This is a genomic window from Burkholderia sp. AU45251 (assembly GCF_030482905.1).
Classification (GTDB): Bacteria; Pseudomonadota; Gammaproteobacteria; order Burkholderiales; family Burkholderiaceae; genus Burkholderia; species Burkholderia aenigmatica.
In genome coordinates, this window is the sequence record NZ_JAUJQH010000012.1 from 166,959 (window position 1) to 180,219 (window position 13,261).

The window sequence follows — 13,261 nt, forward strand, 5'->3', positions numbered from 1 at the left end:
TGACCGGTAACAACCAGAAAATAAACAGCCGAGGGCCCTCCTTGCGTAACGCAATCGGGGTACCTCGGCCGTCAATCGGATTAACGCGAATACAATTCGACGATCAGGCTTTCGTTGATGTCGCCTGCGATTTCAGCGCGTTCCGGCATTTGCTTGAACGTGCCTTCGAACTTCTTCGCATCGACTGCAACCCAGCTCGGCATGCCGCCTTGCTCGGCCAGCGACAGCGCTTCGACGATACGCGCTTGCTTCTTCGCCTTTTCGCGGATCGCGACGACGTCACCCGACTTCACTTGCTGCGACGGGACGTTCGCAACGACGCCGTTCACGGTGATCGACTTGTGGCTGACCAGCTGACGCGCTTCAGCGCGGGTCGAGCCGAAGCCCATGCGATACACGACGTTGTCGAGACGCGATTCGAGCAGTTGCAGCAGGTTTTCACCAGTGTTGCCCTTGCGGCGGTCGGCTTCAGCGAAGTAGCGGCGGAACTGACGCTCCAGCACACCGTAGATACGCTTGACCTTCTGCTTTTCGCGCAGCTGCGTACCGTAGTCGGACGTACGTGCGCCCGAGGTACGGCCGTGCTGACCCGGCTTGCTGTCGAGCTTGCACTTGTCGGCGAGCGAGCGGCGTGCGCTCTTCAGGAACAGGTCGGTGCCTTCACGGCGGGACAGCTTGGCTTTGGGGCCGATATAACGTGCCACGTTGCATTCCTTTATCAATCAGTCACGCGGATCGAAATCCGCGCTAGTCCGCTCCCTTTGGGGCGAACGGTGGGCTTAGTCAATCAAAAAAGCAACGCCCGTCGACGCTGAGCGGCGACAGGCAATGTGCTAGCACGAACGTGCCAGCACATCTTTAGATACGACGACGCTTCGGCGGACGGCAGCCGTTGTGCGGAATCGGGGTGACGTCCGAAATCGCGGTGATCTTGATGCCGAGGCCGTGCAGTGCGCGCACTGCCGACTCACGACCCGGGCCCGGGCCCTTGATCCGCACTTCCAGATTCTTCACGCCGTATTCCATCGCGACGCGGCCAGCCGACTCGGCTGCGACCTGGGCAGCGAACGGCGTCGATTTGCGCGAGCCCTTGAAGCCCTGACCGCCCGACGTCGCCCATGCCAGTGCATTGCCTTGGCGATCGGTGATCGTGATGATCGTGTTGTTGAACGACGCGTGAACGTGAACCACGCCTTCAGCGACGTTCTTCTTAACCTTCTTGCGAACGCGTTGCGCCGCGGTGTTCGAAGCCTTAGCCATTACGTTTTCCTGTAACTGTCAGTTCCGCTTACTTCTTCAGCGCTTGCGCTGCACGACGCGGACCCTTGCGAGTACGTGCGTTCGTACGCGTACGCTGACCGCGCATCGGCAGGCCCTTGCGATGACGAACACCACGGTAGCAACCGAGGTCCATCAGGCGCTTGATGTTCATCGTCACTTCACGGCGCAGATCGCCTTCGACGACAAACTTGCCCACTTCTTCACGCAGCTTTTCCAAGTCTGCGTCGGTCAAGTCCTTGACCTTCTTCGAAAAATCGACGCCAGCTGCCACGCAGATGCTGCGCGAACGGGTGCGGCCGACACCGAAGATTGCCGTCAGGCCAATCTCGGTGTGCTGGTGATTCGGGATGTTAACCCCTGCGATACGAGCCATTGTTTTTCCTCAAACAAAAAGCGCAAACAAACGCGCGGTCAGCCTTGGCGCTGCTTGTGGCGCGGATCCGAGCTGCAGATCACGCGAACGACGCCTTTGCGCTTGATGATCTTGCAATTGCGGCAAATGCGCTTAACCGATGCCATCACTTTCATGATAATACCCTTTTTTCAAATCACTTCGCCCGGAACACGATCCGCGCACGAGACAGATCGTAAGGCGTCAACTCAACCGTCACCTTGTCGCCCGGCAGGATGCGGATGTAGTGCATCCGCATCTTTCCGGAAATATGACCCAACACGACATGGCCGTTTTCCAGCTTCACACGGAAGGTCGCATTCGGGAGGTTTTCAATCACCTCACCCTGCATCTGGATTACATCGTCTTTGGCCATAGTTCTTTCAACGCATCGGGATGTTGCCGCCCTTGAAGTTCGCCTTCTTGAGCAGTGACTCATACTGTTGCGACATAACGTACGACTGCACCTGCGCCATAAAGTCCATCGTGACGACGACAATGATCAGCAGCGACGTTCCACCAAAATAAAACGGCACGTTCCAGCGCAGCACCAGAAACTCCGGCAGCAGACACACGAAGACGATGTAGATCGCACCGGCCAGCGTCAGACGCGTGAGGATGCGGTCGATATATCGTGCGGTCTGATCGCCCGGACGGATGCCCGGAACGAACGCGCCGCTCTTCTTCAGGTTGTCTGCGGTTTCCCTGCTGTTGAACACCAGTGCGGTGTAGAAGAAGCAGAAAAACACGATCGCCAGCGTGTACAGCAGCACATAGACCGGCTGGCCCGGCTTCAGCGCTTCCGCAACGTTATGCAACGTATTGGAAATCCAGCTTCCCGTCGGCTGACCGGTACTGAACCAGCCGAGAATCGTTGCCGGGAACAGAATGATCGACGATGCGAAGATCGGCGGAATCACGCCCGACATGTTCAACTTCAGCGGCAGATGCGACGACTGCCCACCGTAGATCTTGTTGCCGACCTGGCGCTTCGCGTAGTTCACGAGGATCTTGCGCTGACCGCGTTCGATGAACACGACCAGGTAAGTCACCGCGGCAATCAGAACGACGATGATGATCGCCGAAATGATGCTCATCGAACCCGTACGCACCAGCTCGAACAACCCACCGACGGCATTCGGGAACCCTGCTGCGATCCCGCCGAAGATGATGATCGAGATACCGTTGCCCAGACCACGCTCGGTAATCTGCTCGCCGAGCCACATCAGGAACATCGTGCCGGTAACCAGCGTCACGACCGTCGTCAGACGGAACAGCATGCCGGGGTCAGTGACGAGGCCGGGCTGGTTTTCCAGCGCAGCCGCGATACCGAACGCCTGGAAGGTCGCGAGCACCACGGTGAAATACCGCGTGTACTGCGTGATCTTCCGTTGCCCTGCCTGCCCTTCCTTCTTCAGCGCCTCGAGCTGCGGCGAGACAATCGCCAGCAACTGCATGATGATCGACGCCGAAATGTACGGCATGATCCCCAGCGCAAAGATCGTGAAGCGGGAAAGCGCACCACCCGAGAACATGTTGAACATGCCCAGGATGCCGCCCGCCTGGCTCTGGAACAGCTTTGCCAGTTGATCCGGATCGATGCCCGGCACGGGAATGTGCGCGCCGATGCGATAGACGATCAGCGCCAGGAGCAGGAACATCGCTCGCCGGCGCAGATCGCCGAATTTCGCCGTGCTTCGACCGGGTTTTGCAAGACTCGGGCTGTTAGCCAAGTACCTTCTCCGATGAATGCAAGTGACGACGCGCTACGCGTGTCACTCGGCGAACGAACCGCCAGCCGCTTCGATCGCAGCGCGCGCACCCTTGGTGGCACCGAGACCCTTCACGACGATCTTGCGCTTCAGTTCGCCCGTCGCGATGATCTTTGCGCTCTTCGTCAGCTCGCCGACCAGGCCGGCTTGCTTCAGTGCGAGCAGATCGATCTCATCGACCGGCAGCTTCTCGAGGTCGCTCAGGCGCACTTCACCGACGAATTCCTTCGTCAGCGACGTGAAGCCGCGCTTCGGCAGACGACGTTGCAGCGGCATCTGACCGCCTTCGAAACCGACTTTGTGGAAGCCGCCCGAACGCGATTTCTGACCCTTGTGACCACGGCCAGCCGTCTTGCCGAGGCCCGAACCGATGCCGCGGCCGACGCGACGCTTGGCGTGCTTTGCACCAGCGGCCGGCTTCAGGTTATTCAATTCCATATCAACTCCTTGATCCGTAGGGCCGCTTACGCGATGACCTTAACGAGGTACGAGACCTTGTTGATCATGCCGCGGACCGCCGGCGTGTCCTGCAGCTCGCTAACCGAATTGAGTCGGCGCAGGCCCAGGCCACGCACGGTAGCGCGGTGCGATTCGCGGGTCCCGATCAGGCTCTTCACGAGCTGAACCTTGACAGTTTTTTCAGACATGGTGACCACCCGGGCTTAGCCCAAAATATCTTCGACGGACTTGCCGCGCTTCGCCGCGATGTCTGCCGGGGTGGACTGCTTGCGCAGACCGTCCAGCGTGGCGCGAACGAGGTTGTACGGGTTCGTCGAACCGTGGCTCTTCGCCACGACGTTCTGAACGCCCATCACGTCGAACACTGCGCGCATCGGGCCGCCGGCGATCACGCCCGTACCTGCCTTCGCCGGAGCGAGGAGGACAGCGGATGCGCCATGCTTGCCGTGCACTTCGTGCTGCAGCGTGCCGTTCTTGAGCGGCACCTTGAACATGTTGCGGCGAGCTTGTTCCATTGCCTTCTGGACAGCGACCGGCACTTCCTTCGCCTTGCCCTTGCCCATACCGATGCGGCCATCACCATCGCCAACCACGGTCAGTGCGGCGAAGCCGAGAATACGGCCACCCTTCACGACCTTGGTCACGCGATTGACCGAAATCATCTTTTCACGAAGGCCGTCGTCGCGCTCGTCAGCCTGAACTTTCGCTTGCATCTTTGCCATGACGAATTCCTTCCTTAGAACTTGAGCCCAGCTTCGCGAGCTGCCTCAGCCAGCGCCTTGACGCGGCCATGGTAGCGGAAGCCCGAGCGGTCGAAGGCGACGGATTCGATGCCGGCAGCCTTTGCCTTCTCGGCAATACGCTTGCCGATCAGCGTCGCGGCATTAACGTTGCCGCCCTTGCCCGACTTGTCGGCCAGTTCGGCGCGCACTTCTGCTTCGAGCGTCGACGCGCTGGCGAGCACCTTGGTGCCGCAGGGCGAGAACACTTGAGCGTAGATGTGCGTGTTCGTGCGATGCACGGCGAGACGCGCGACCTGCAGCTCAGCGATCTTGATACGCGTCTGGCGAGCGCGGCGCAGGCGAGATTGAGTCTTATCCATGATTGCGCACCCTTACTTCTTCTTCGTTTCTTTGAGGATCACAACCTCGTCGGAATAGCGCACGCCCTTGCCCTTGTAGGGCTCCGGCGGACGGTAACCGCGAACTTCCGCAGCCACTTGACCGACTTGTTGCTTGTTGATCCCCTTGATCACGATTTCGGTTTGCGTCGGGGTTTCTGCCTTGACGCCTTCCGGCATCTGGTGCACCACGGGGTGCGAGAAACCCAGCGACAGGTTCAGCTTGTCGCCTTGCGCTTGCGCACGATAACCGACGCCAACCAGCGTCAGCTTGCGCTCGAAACCCTTGGTCACGCCGTGCACGGCATTCGCGATAATCGCGCGCATCGTGCCCGACAGTGCATTTGCTTCGCGGCTTTCGTCCACCGGCGACAGGTTCAGCGTGCCGTCGTTGTTCGCCACGTTCACGAGCGGATTGATCGCTTGCGTGATGGTGCCCAGCGGGCCCTTGACGGTGATTGCACCGTCGGCCAGCTTGACTTCCGCGCCTTGCAGCGCGATCGGGCTCTTACCTACTCGAGACATGTTTCTCTCTCCTCGGCTTTAAGCGACGTAGCAGATGACTTCGCCGCCGACGCCGGTAGCGCGCGCCTTGCGGTCGGTCATCACGCCCTTCGGCGTCGACACGATTGCCACACCGAGGCCATTCATGACCTGCGGAATGTCGTTACGGCCGCGGTACACGCGCAGGCCAGGCTTCGACACGCGTTCGATGCGTTCGATAACCGGACGGCCAGCGTAGTACTTCAGCGCGATATTCAGTTCGGACTTCGCACCTTCCGCCTTCACGGCGAAATCGTCGATATAGCCTTCGTCTTTCAGGACTTGCGCGATTGCAACCTTGACTTTCGACGAGGGCATCGACACCGATACCTTCTCGACCATCTGCCCGTTGCGGATGCGAGTCAGCATATCGGCGATAGGATCACTCATGCTCATTTACGTTTCTCCTATTACCAGCTCGCCTTGGTCAGGCCAGGAATCTCGCCACGGAATGCGATTTCACGAATCTTGTTACGCGCGAGGCCGAATTTACGGAACGTGCCACGCGGACGGCCCGTGATCGCGCAGCGGTTACGCTGGCGGGTCGGGTTTGCGTTGCGGGGCAGTTGCTGCAGCTCCAGGCGTGCTTCGTAGCGCTCTTCTTCCGACTTGCTTTGGTCTTCGACGATCGCCTTCAGCGCATCGCGCTTTGCTGCGAACTTCGCGACCAGGCGGGCGCGCTTCTTTTCACGTTCGATCAGTGCCAGTTTAGCCACGGTAACCTCAGTTTCTGAACGGGAACTTGAAGCTGGCGAGCAGAGCCTTTGCTTCGTCGTCGGTCTTCGCAGTCGTCGTGATGCTGATGTTCAGCCCACGCAGTGCGTCGATCTTGTCGTAGTCGATTTCGGGGAAAATGATCTGCTCTTTCACACCGATGTTGTAGTTGCCACGGCCATCGAAAGCACGACCCGACACGCCGCGGAAGTCACGCACGCGGGGCAGGGCAACCGTCACGAAACGGTCGAGGAATTCGTACATTGCTTGGCCACGCAGCGTCACCATCGCGCCGATCGGGTAACCCTGGCGGATCTTGAAGCCTGCGATTGCCTTGCGTGCCTTCGTGACGACCGGCTTCTGACCAGCGATCTTCGTGAGGTCGCCAACGGCGTTCTCGATGATCTTCTTGTCAGCGATCGCTTCGCCAAGACCCATGTTCAGCGTGATCTTGGTGATGCGCGGCACTTCCATGACCGACTTGTAACCGAACTTCTCGATCAGGCCGGGCACAACCTTTTCTTTGTAAAACTCTTGAAAACGAGCCATTTTTTACTCCGCTGCGTCAGGCGCTCAGTACGGCACCGGTCGTCTTCAGGAAGCGAACCTTCTTGCCTTCCTCGACCTTGATGCCAACACGCGACGCCTTGCCATTCGCGTCGACCAGTGCGACGTTCGAAATATGCAGGGGCATCGTCTTCGCTTCCACGCCACCCGTCGTACCCTTCATCGGGTTCGGCTTCACATGCTTCTTGACGAGGTTGATACCTTCAACCGTCACATGTTCAGCACCGACAGCCAGCACGACGCCGCGCTTGCCCTTGTCTTTGCCAGTGACGACGATGACTTCGTCACCTTTGCGAATCTTGTTCATCGCGACTCCTTACAGCACTTCCGGCGCCAGCGAAACGATCTTCATGAATCGTTCGCTACGCAGCTCACGCGTGACCGGCCCGAAGATACGGGTGCCGATCGGCTCGAGCTTGTTATTCAAAAGCACAGCGGCGTTGCCGTCGAACTTGATCAGCGAGCCGTCTTGACGGCGCACGCCCTTGGCGGTGCGGACCACCACGGCGTTGTAAATTTCGCCTTTCTTCACGCGCCCGCGCGGCGTTGCCTCTTTGACGCTCACCTTGATGATGTCGCCAATGCCGGCGTAACGACGCTTCGAGCCGCCGAGCACCTTGATGCACAGAACTTCACGTGCACCCGTGTTGTCGGCTACTTCGAGCCGAGATTCGGTCTGGATCATGGTTTGTCTTTCCCAACTTAATCCGGATGCACCACCATGATGCATTCGGTCAGTCTTGGTCCCGTCAGCCAATCGGCTGCTTGGGTTGGAACAGCAGCGACGGCAAACGAAACCCGCCATCGCAATTCGGTGAATCTTTCGGACAGGCAGGCGCCAGTCCGCTTCCCCCACCAACTTCGCCCGCGACGGGGCTCCCATAAAGAGGGAAGACCAGGATTATAACAAATAATCCTGGTCACGCAAGCAAAAACTTTGCGATTTCAAGCACTTCGCGGAGAAGTGCCTGTTACTGCCTACTACGCTGCCCGCTTAGATGACGCGAGCGGCTTCGACGAGGCGCGACACCGTCCAGGCCTTCGTCTTCGACAGAGGACGAGTTTCCTGGATTTCAACGAGGTCACCCTCGTTGTAGGTGTTCGCTTCATCGTGCGCGTGGTACTTCTTCGAGCGCACGACGTACTTGCCGTAGATCGGATGCTTGACGCGGTGCTCGATCAGCACGGTGACGGTCTTGTCCATCTTATTGCTGACGACCCGACCGACCAGCGTCCGCTTCAGCGAGGTTTTCACGCTATCGTTCATTTCTGGTTCGCCTTCTGAGTCATGACGGTCCGCACACGTGCGATGTCGCGACGAACCTTCTTCAGCTGGCTCGTGTTCGTGAGCTGCTGGGTCGCGAGTTGCATGCGCAGGCCGAATTGCGCCTTCAGCAGGTCCGCCAGCTCCTTGTTGAGCGCGGCCTGGTCTTTCTGGAGAAGTTCGGAAGCCTTCATATTTTCTCCTTAGGCGCCGAGCTGGCGCACGATGAATGCCGTCTTCAGCGGCAGCTTGGCTGCAGCCAGACGGAACGCTTCGCGTGCCAGTTCTTCGGTTACGCCGTCCATTTCATAGAGCATCTTGCCCGGCTGAATCTCGGCGACGTAGTACTCCGGGTTACCCTTACCGTTACCCATACGCACTTCGGCCGGCTTCTGCGAAATCGGCTTGTCCGGGAAGATCCGGATCCAGATGCGGCCGCCACGCTTGATGTGACGCGTCATTGCACGACGCGCCGCTTCAATCTGGCGTGCGGTCAAACGACCGCGACCGATAGCCTTCAGGCCGAAGTCACCGAACGACACTGCGTTGCCGCGCGTCGCCTTGCCGGTGTTACGACCCTTCTGCTCTTTACGATACTTCCTGCGTTTCGGTTGCAGCATCGTTATTCTCCAGTCTTGCCGTCTTCGGGCTTGCCGGCGCCACGGCGCGGTGCGCCACGGCGAGCACCCGGAGCGCCGCCTTCGCCGTCACGGCGCGGACGACGGTCGCCCGGACGCGCATTGCGACGCGGACGCTTGTCTTCGGCTACTTCTTCCACCACCGGTGCGTCGTTGCGGCCGAGCGTGTCGCCCTTGTAAACCCACACCTTGACGCCGATGATCCCGTAGGTCGTCTTCGCTTCCGAGGTCGCGTAGTCGATATCGGCACGCAGCGTGTGAAGGGGCACGCGACCTTCGCGATACCACTCCGTACGAGCGATTTCGATACCGTTCAGACGGCCCGCGCTCATGATCTTGATGCCTTGAGCACCCAGACGCATCGCGTTCTGCATCGCACGCTTCATCGCGCGGCGGAACATGATCCGGCGCTCGAGCTGTTGCGTGATCGAGTCAGCGATCAGCTGAGCATCGGTTTCCGGCTTGCGGATTTCTTCGATGTTGACGTGAACCGGAACGCCCATGCGGCGTTGCAGTTCCGTCTTCAGCTGCTCGATATCCTCGCCCTTCTTGCCGATGACCACACCCGGACGCGAGCTGTAAATCGTGATGCGCGCGTTCTTCGCCGGACGCTCGATGACGACCCGACCGACCGAAGCGTTCTTCAGCTTCTTCTTCAGGTATTCACGAACACCGATGTCTTCCTGCAGCATCGCCGCGAAATTGTTGTTGTTCGCGTACCAACGCGAAGCCCAATTGCGGCTGACAGCCAGGCGGAAGCCAGTCGGATGAATTTTCTGTCCCATCGTATGGCTCCTTAATTCCCGACCGTCACAGTGATGTGACAGGATTGCTTCTCGATGCGGTTACCGCGGCCCTTGGCGCGCGCGGTGAAACGCTTGAGCGATGCAGCCTTGTCGACGTAGATGCTCTTGATCTTGAGCTCGTCGATATCGGCGCCTTCGTTGTGCTCCGCATTCGCGATTGCCGACAGCACAACCTTCTTCACGATGCCAGCCGCTTTCTTCGGCGAGAACGTCAGAACGTTCAGCGCCTTGTCGACCGGCAAACCGCGGATCTGGTCAGCCACAAGGCGCGTTTTTTGCGCCGAGATGCGGGCACCGCGATGAATTGCTTTCACTTCCATCTTGATTGCCCCTTATTTCTTGGCCTTCTTGTCGGCTGCGTGACCCTTGAACGTACGGGTCAGTGCGAACTCGCCAAGCTTGTGGCCGACCATGTTTTCCGAGATGTACACCGGAACGTGTTGACGGCCGTTGTGAACAGCGATCGTCAGGCCGATGAAATCCGGCAGAATCGTCGAGCGACGCGACCAGGTCTTGATCGGCTTTTTGTCGCGCGAAGCTGCAGCCGCCTCAACTTTCTTCAGCAAATGGGCGTCGCAGAACGGACCTTTTTTAACAGAACGTGCCATTGCCTACTCCTTAACGCTTGTGACGGCGCTGGACGATCATCGTCGTCGTGCGCTTGTTGCTACGGGTGCGATAACCCTTAGCCGGCGTACCCCACGGGCTAACCGGATCGCGACCTGCAGCCGTCTTGCCCTCACCACCACCGTGCGGGTGATCAACCGGGTTCATCGCAACGCCACGCACCGTCGGGCGGATACCGCGCCAGCGGTTCGCGCCAGCCTTGCCGATCTGGCGCAGGCTATGCTCTTCGTTGCCGACTTCACCGATCGTTGCACGGCACTCGATGTGCACGCGGCGGATTTCGCCCGAACGCAGACGAACCTGCGCGTAGACGCCTTCACGTGCGAGCAGCATGGCCGACGTACCAGCCGAACGCGCCATTTGCGCGCCCTTGCCCGGCAGCATCTCGATGCAGTGGATCGTCGTACCGACCGGAATGTTGCGGATCGGCAGCGTGTTGCCTGCACGGATCGGCGCTTCCGAACCCGACATCAGCTGTTGGCCGACGGTCAGGCCCTTCGGGGCGATGATGTAGCGACGTTCGCCGTCTGCGTAGAGCACCAGCGCGATGTTCGCGCTACGGTTCGGGTCGTACTCGAGACGCTCGACCTTTGCCGGGATGCCATCCTTCGTGCGACGGAAATCGACGATACGATAGTGTTGCTTGTGACCACCACCCTTGTGACGCGTGGTGATACGACCGTTGTTGTTACGGCCGGCGGTCGAGCTCTGCGAGTCGAGCAGTGCCGCGAACGGCTTGCCCTGGTGCAGATTCTTGTTGACCACCTTGACCATCGCGCGGCGACCCGGCGATGTCGGCTTAACTTTAACGATTGCCATGATTACTTGGCCTCCGCTTCAAAGTTGATTTCCTGGCCGGGCTTCAGGCAAACGTACGCCTTCTTCACGTCCTTGCGGCGGCCCATCGAACGGCCAAAGCGCTTCTGCTTGCCCTTCTGAACCAGCACGTTGACGGAATCAACTTCAACCTTGAACAGCAGCTCGACCGCTGCCTTCACTTCCTGCTTCGTGGCATCCGGTGCGACTTCGAACACGACTTGCTCGTTCTTGTCGGCAACCAGCGTCGCCTTTTCCGAGATGACCGGCGCGAGCAGGACCTGCATCAAACGATGATCGTTCTTGCGAATCTCGCTCATGACAGCAACTCCTCGATCTGGGCGACCGCAGCCTTCGTGACCAGCACTTTCTTGAAGTAGATCAGCGACAGCGGGTCAGCGTAGCGCGGCTCGACAATCGCCACGTGCGGCAGGTTGCGCGAAGCCAGGTACAGGTTCTCGTCGACCGTATCCGTAATGATCAGCACGGAGTCGAGACCCATGGTCTTGAATTTTTCGGCCAGCAGCTTGGTCTTCGGCGCTTCGAGGATGATGTCCTCGACGACCGACAGACGGCCTTCACGGGCCAGCTGCGAGAAGATCGAGCAGAGACCTGCGCGATGCATCTTCTTGTTGACCTTGTGCGAGAAGTTTTCTTCCGGCGAATTCGGGAAGATACGACCACCGCCACGCCACAACGGGCTCGACGACATACCGGCACGAGCGCGGCCCGTACCCTTCTGGCGCCACGGCTTCTTCGTCGTGTGCTTGACTTGCTCACGGTCCTTCTGTGCGCGGTTACCCTGGCGAGCATTCGCCTGGTAAGCGACGACGACCTGGTGGATCAGCGCTTCGTTGTAGTCACGACCGAACACGACGTCCGATGCGTTGACCACTGCACCTTCCTGACCATTTTCGTTCAGGAGCTTGAGTTCCATTATTTCGCCCCCTTGGTCTTGACGGCCGGCGTCACGAAGACTTTGCCGCCCTTCGCGCCCGGAATCGCACCCTTCACGAGCAGCAGCTTGCGCTCTGCGTCGATACGAGCGATTTCGAGGTTCTGCACCGTCACCGTCACGTCACCCATGTGACCCGTCATGCGTTTACCCGGGAAAACACGACCCGGATCCTGCGCCATACCGATCGAGCCCGGCACGTTGTGCGAGCGCGAGTTACCGTGCGTAGCACGGCCGGAGGAGAAGTTGTAACGCTTGATCGTACCGGCGTAGCCCTTACCGATCGACACGCCTTGCACGTCGACCTTCTGGCCCACTTCGAAAAGATCTGCACCGACCACGGCGCCATTCGACAGCTCAGCTGCCTTGGCCGCGTCAATGCGGAATTCCTTGAGGATTTCACCGGCTTCGACACCGGCTTTGGCGAGATGACCTGCCAGCGGCTTCGTCACGCGCGAGGCACGACGGGAGCCGAATGCAACCTGCACGGCCGTGTAGCCGTCGGTTTCAACAGTCTTGATCTGCGTCACGCGGTTGTCCGACACGTCCAGCACGGTGACGGGAATCGAATCCCCTTCCGCCGTGAAGATACGGGTCATGCCAACCTTGCGACCTACGAGTCCAAGGCTCATCATTTTCTCCATTCCCGACTGCGATTGGTCGGGGCTGATTTACAAAATGCCGGGCACGCAAGGCCCAACTTTTTTTCGCGAATACACGAAAAGCCAAGCATTATAGCCCGACCTCGCGTTTTCCGCAAGCAATCAAAGACTTAGCGCCACCCGGCAAGCCGATCGGCGCTGGAAGCCTTATTGCAGCTTGATTTCCACGTCGACGCCAGCCGGCAAGTCGAGCTTCATCAGCGCGTCAACCGTCTTGTCGGTCGGATCGACGATGTCCATCAGGCGCTGGTGGGTACGGATTTCGAGCTGATCGCGCGACGTCTTGTTGACGTGCGGCGAACGCAGGATGTCAAAACGCTGAATGCGCGTCGGCAGCGGCACCGGGCCACGGACGATTGCGCCAGTCCGCTTCGCGGTATCGACGATCTCGGCAGCCGATTGATCGATCAGACGATAGTCGAAAGCCTTCAGGCGAATGCGGATTTTCTGTTGCTGCATGACGATTCCTTGAAAAGAGCGAGGCGATGTTGCATCGCCGAACACTAAAAGAACGCGAAACATGACGCCTGCGGGGAGCGAGACACCACGTTCCGAACGGTACTTCCACTGCTAAGCCCGCGATTCTACACGAAATTCTGGAGCGATGGTGCGAGTTTCTCGCCCCACGCAACGGCGCGCCGGAAAA

General features: G+C 59.3%; 27 protein-coding genes. All 27 read right to left on the bottom strand.

What is annotated here, in order from left to right; all coding sequences use genetic code 11:
• Positions 1-80: 80 nt before the first annotated feature.
• The 27 genes from rpsD to rpsJ all read right to left on the bottom strand — a co-directional run bounded on the left by rpsD (position 81) and on the right by rpsJ (position 13,074).
• Entirely contained in the window at positions 81-704 is a 624-nt protein-coding gene (gene rpsD, locus QZM67_RS23240) for a 30S ribosomal protein S4 (RefSeq protein WP_011350679.1), read from the bottom strand.
• 154 nt (positions 705-858) lie between these two features.
• Complete coding sequence (gene rpsK / locus QZM67_RS23245) at positions 859-1,260, bottom strand: 30S ribosomal protein S11 (protein WP_004197937.1); 402 nt, start codon at positions 1,258-1,260, stop codon at positions 859-861.
• Positions 1,261-1,288: 28 nt separating this feature from the next.
• Positions 1,289-1,654: a 30S ribosomal protein S13 gene (gene rpsM, locus QZM67_RS23250; RefSeq protein ID WP_006477178.1), complete on the bottom strand. Its 366-nt coding sequence runs from the start codon at positions 1,652-1,654 to the stop codon at positions 1,289-1,291.
• Between the two features lie 38 nt (positions 1,655-1,692).
• Entirely contained in the window at positions 1,693-1,809 is a 117-nt protein-coding gene (rpmJ, locus tag QZM67_RS23255) for a 50S ribosomal protein L36 (protein WP_004199844.1), read from the bottom strand.
• Between the two features lie 20 nt (positions 1,810-1,829).
• On the bottom strand, positions 1,830-2,048 hold the full coding sequence (infA, locus tag QZM67_RS23260) for a translation initiation factor IF-1 (RefSeq protein ID WP_004521905.1): 219 nt from the start codon (positions 2,046-2,048) through the stop codon (positions 1,830-1,832).
• 7 nt (positions 2,049-2,055) lie between these two features.
• Positions 2,056-3,405, bottom strand: a complete 1,350-nt coding sequence (gene secY / locus QZM67_RS23265; protein ID WP_006482915.1) for a preprotein translocase subunit SecY — start codon at positions 3,403-3,405, stop codon at positions 2,056-2,058.
• 42 nt (positions 3,406-3,447) lie between these two features.
• Positions 3,448-3,882 (bottom strand): 50S ribosomal protein L15, encoded by a 435-nt coding sequence (gene rplO / locus QZM67_RS23270; RefSeq protein WP_006477180.1) that lies wholly within the window; start codon positions 3,880-3,882, stop codon positions 3,448-3,450.
• A gap of 26 nt (positions 3,883-3,908) precedes the next feature.
• Entirely contained in the window at positions 3,909-4,091 is a 183-nt protein-coding gene (gene rpmD / locus QZM67_RS23275; RefSeq protein WP_006400644.1) for a 50S ribosomal protein L30, read from the bottom strand.
• A 15-nt stretch (positions 4,092-4,106) separates the two neighbouring features.
• On the bottom strand, positions 4,107-4,625 hold the full coding sequence (gene rpsE, locus QZM67_RS23280) for a 30S ribosomal protein S5 (protein ID WP_006752931.1): 519 nt from the start codon (positions 4,623-4,625) through the stop codon (positions 4,107-4,109).
• Between the two features lie 14 nt (positions 4,626-4,639).
• On the bottom strand, positions 4,640-5,005 hold the full coding sequence (gene rplR, locus QZM67_RS23285; RefSeq protein WP_006477183.1) for a 50S ribosomal protein L18: 366 nt from the start codon (positions 5,003-5,005) through the stop codon (positions 4,640-4,642).
• A 12-nt stretch (positions 5,006-5,017) separates the two neighbouring features.
• A complete protein-coding gene (gene rplF / locus QZM67_RS23290; protein ID WP_006758786.1) occupies positions 5,018-5,548 on the bottom strand; it encodes a 50S ribosomal protein L6 in 531 nt (176 codons plus the stop codon).
• Positions 5,549-5,566: 18 nt separating this feature from the next.
• A complete protein-coding gene (rpsH, locus tag QZM67_RS23295) occupies positions 5,567-5,962 on the bottom strand; it encodes a 30S ribosomal protein S8 (protein WP_011350677.1) in 396 nt (131 codons plus the stop codon).
• Between the two features lie 14 nt (positions 5,963-5,976).
• Positions 5,977-6,282 carry a 30S ribosomal protein S14 gene (gene rpsN, locus QZM67_RS23300; RefSeq protein WP_011350676.1) on the bottom strand — a complete coding sequence of 102 codons (306 nt, stop codon included), beginning with the start codon at positions 6,280-6,282 and terminating at the stop codon, positions 5,977-5,979.
• 7 nt (positions 6,283-6,289) lie between these two features.
• The gene (rplE, locus tag QZM67_RS23305) at positions 6,290-6,829 is read right to left on the bottom strand and encodes a 50S ribosomal protein L5 (protein ID WP_006477186.1); all 540 of its coding nucleotides are present in this window, start codon (positions 6,827-6,829) and stop codon (positions 6,290-6,292) included.
• Positions 6,830-6,845: 16 nt separating this feature from the next.
• Positions 6,846-7,154, bottom strand: coding sequence for a 50S ribosomal protein L24 (gene rplX, locus QZM67_RS23310; protein WP_006477187.1), 309 nt, complete (start codon positions 7,152-7,154; stop codon positions 6,846-6,848).
• Positions 7,155-7,163: 9 nt separating this feature from the next.
• On the bottom strand, positions 7,164-7,532 hold the full coding sequence (rplN, locus tag QZM67_RS23315; protein ID WP_006482918.1) for a 50S ribosomal protein L14: 369 nt from the start codon (positions 7,530-7,532) through the stop codon (positions 7,164-7,166).
• 309 nt (positions 7,533-7,841) lie between these two features.
• Positions 7,842-8,114 carry a 30S ribosomal protein S17 gene (rpsQ, locus tag QZM67_RS23320; RefSeq protein ID WP_043191859.1) on the bottom strand — a complete coding sequence of 91 codons (273 nt, stop codon included), beginning with the start codon at positions 8,112-8,114 and terminating at the stop codon, positions 7,842-7,844.
• Positions 8,111-8,305 carry a 50S ribosomal protein L29 gene (gene rpmC, locus QZM67_RS23325; protein WP_006400652.1) on the bottom strand — a complete coding sequence of 65 codons (195 nt, stop codon included), beginning with the start codon at positions 8,303-8,305 and terminating at the stop codon, positions 8,111-8,113. Before rpmC ends, rpsQ begins: the two co-directional genes overlap by 4 nt.
• Before the next feature lie 9 nt (positions 8,306-8,314).
• Positions 8,315-8,731, bottom strand: a complete 417-nt coding sequence (gene rplP, locus QZM67_RS23330; protein ID WP_006752927.1) for a 50S ribosomal protein L16 — start codon at positions 8,729-8,731, stop codon at positions 8,315-8,317.
• A gap of 2 nt (positions 8,732-8,733) precedes the next feature.
• On the bottom strand, positions 8,734-9,534 hold the full coding sequence (rpsC, locus tag QZM67_RS23335; RefSeq protein ID WP_006482899.1) for a 30S ribosomal protein S3: 801 nt from the start codon (positions 9,532-9,534) through the stop codon (positions 8,734-8,736).
• A gap of 11 nt (positions 9,535-9,545) precedes the next feature.
• Positions 9,546-9,875, bottom strand: a complete 330-nt coding sequence (rplV, locus tag QZM67_RS23340; protein ID WP_004199272.1) for a 50S ribosomal protein L22 — start codon at positions 9,873-9,875, stop codon at positions 9,546-9,548.
• A 12-nt stretch (positions 9,876-9,887) separates the two neighbouring features.
• Positions 9,888-10,163, bottom strand: a complete 276-nt coding sequence (rpsS, locus tag QZM67_RS23345; protein WP_004199273.1) for a 30S ribosomal protein S19 — start codon at positions 10,161-10,163, stop codon at positions 9,888-9,890.
• A 10-nt stretch (positions 10,164-10,173) separates the two neighbouring features.
• On the bottom strand, positions 10,174-11,001 hold the full coding sequence (rplB, locus tag QZM67_RS23350) for a 50S ribosomal protein L2 (protein WP_006482900.1): 828 nt from the start codon (positions 10,999-11,001) through the stop codon (positions 10,174-10,176).
• Between the two features lie 2 nt (positions 11,002-11,003).
• Entirely contained in the window at positions 11,004-11,318 is a 315-nt protein-coding gene (gene rplW, locus QZM67_RS23355; RefSeq protein ID WP_004199275.1) for a 50S ribosomal protein L23, read from the bottom strand.
• Positions 11,315-11,935, bottom strand: coding sequence for a 50S ribosomal protein L4 (gene rplD, locus QZM67_RS23360; protein WP_011350675.1), 621 nt, complete (start codon positions 11,933-11,935; stop codon positions 11,315-11,317). The genes rplW and rplD overlap by 4 nt, the downstream gene beginning before the upstream one ends.
• Entirely contained in the window at positions 11,935-12,585 is a 651-nt protein-coding gene (gene rplC / locus QZM67_RS23365) for a 50S ribosomal protein L3 (RefSeq protein WP_006482922.1), read from the bottom strand. The genes rplD and rplC overlap by 1 nt, the downstream gene beginning before the upstream one ends.
• A gap of 177 nt (positions 12,586-12,762) precedes the next feature.
• Complete coding sequence (gene rpsJ, locus QZM67_RS23370; RefSeq protein ID WP_004199280.1) at positions 12,763-13,074, bottom strand: 30S ribosomal protein S10; 312 nt, start codon at positions 13,072-13,074, stop codon at positions 12,763-12,765.
• Positions 13,075-13,261 lie beyond the last annotated feature (187 nt).

What these genes read in the sequence shown, in the direction of transcription:
- rplN (WP_006482918.1), bottom strand. Translation starts at nt 7,532, where the DNA reads ATGATCCAGACCGAATCTCGGCTCGAAGTAGCCGACAACACGGGTGCA.
- rpsM (WP_006477178.1), bottom strand. Translation starts at nt 1,654, where the DNA reads ATGGCTCGTATCGCAGGGGTTAACATCCCGAATCACCAGCACACCGAG.
- rplX (WP_006477187.1), bottom strand. Translation starts at nt 7,154, where the DNA reads ATGAACAAGATTCGCAAAGGTGACGAAGTCATCGTCGTCACTGGCAAA.
- rpsC (WP_006482899.1), bottom strand. Translation starts at nt 9,534, where the DNA reads ATGGGACAGAAAATTCATCCGACTGGCTTCCGCCTGGCTGTCAGCCGC.
- rpsJ (WP_004199280.1), bottom strand. Translation starts at nt 13,074, where the DNA reads ATGCAGCAACAGAAAATCCGCATTCGCCTGAAGGCTTTCGACTATCGT.
- rpsQ (WP_043191859.1), bottom strand. Translation starts at nt 8,114, where the DNA reads ATGAACGATAGCGTGAAAACCTCGCTGAAGCGGACGCTGGTCGGTCGG.
- rplD (WP_011350675.1), bottom strand. Translation starts at nt 11,935, where the DNA reads ATGGAACTCAAGCTCCTGAACGAAAATGGTCAGGAAGGTGCAGTGGTC.
- rpsK (WP_004197937.1), bottom strand. Translation starts at nt 1,260, where the DNA reads ATGGCTAAGGCTTCGAACACCGCGGCGCAACGCGTTCGCAAGAAGGTT.
- rplB (WP_006482900.1), bottom strand. Translation starts at nt 11,001, where the DNA reads ATGGCAATCGTTAAAGTTAAGCCGACATCGCCGGGTCGCCGCGCGATG.
- rpmJ (WP_004199844.1), bottom strand. Translation starts at nt 1,809, where the DNA reads ATGAAAGTGATGGCATCGGTTAAGCGCATTTGCCGCAATTGCAAGATC.
- rplO (WP_006477180.1), bottom strand. Translation starts at nt 3,882, where the DNA reads ATGGAATTGAATAACCTGAAGCCGGCCGCTGGTGCAAAGCACGCCAAG.
- rplV (WP_004199272.1), bottom strand. Translation starts at nt 9,875, where the DNA reads ATGGAAGTGAAAGCAATTCATCGCGGTGCCCGCATCTCGGCGCAAAAA.
- rplC (WP_006482922.1), bottom strand. Translation starts at nt 12,585, where the DNA reads ATGAGCCTTGGACTCGTAGGTCGCAAGGTTGGCATGACCCGTATCTTC.
- rplR (WP_006477183.1), bottom strand. Translation starts at nt 5,005, where the DNA reads ATGGATAAGACTCAATCTCGCCTGCGCCGCGCTCGCCAGACGCGTATC.
- rplE (WP_006477186.1), bottom strand. Translation starts at nt 6,829, where the DNA reads ATGGCTCGTTTTCAAGAGTTTTACAAAGAAAAGGTTGTGCCCGGCCTG.
- rpsE (WP_006752931.1), bottom strand. Translation starts at nt 4,625, where the DNA reads ATGGCAAAGATGCAAGCGAAAGTTCAGGCTGACGAGCGCGACGACGGC.
- rpsS (WP_004199273.1), bottom strand. Translation starts at nt 10,163, where the DNA reads ATGGCACGTTCTGTTAAAAAAGGTCCGTTCTGCGACGCCCATTTGCTG.
- rpmD (WP_006400644.1), bottom strand. Translation starts at nt 4,091, where the DNA reads ATGTCTGAAAAAACTGTCAAGGTTCAGCTCGTGAAGAGCCTGATCGGG.
- rpsH (WP_011350677.1), bottom strand. Translation starts at nt 5,962, where the DNA reads ATGAGCATGAGTGATCCTATCGCCGATATGCTGACTCGCATCCGCAAC.
- infA (WP_004521905.1), bottom strand. Translation starts at nt 2,048, where the DNA reads ATGGCCAAAGACGATGTAATCCAGATGCAGGGTGAGGTGATTGAAAAC.
- rpmC (WP_006400652.1), bottom strand. Translation starts at nt 8,305, where the DNA reads ATGAAGGCTTCCGAACTTCTCCAGAAAGACCAGGCCGCGCTCAACAAG.
- rplW (WP_004199275.1), bottom strand. Translation starts at nt 11,318, where the DNA reads ATGAGCGAGATTCGCAAGAACGATCATCGTTTGATGCAGGTCCTGCTC.
- rplF (WP_006758786.1), bottom strand. Translation starts at nt 5,548, where the DNA reads ATGTCTCGAGTAGGTAAGAGCCCGATCGCGCTGCAAGGCGCGGAAGTC.
- rplP (WP_006752927.1), bottom strand. Translation starts at nt 8,731, where the DNA reads ATGCTGCAACCGAAACGCAGGAAGTATCGTAAAGAGCAGAAGGGTCGT.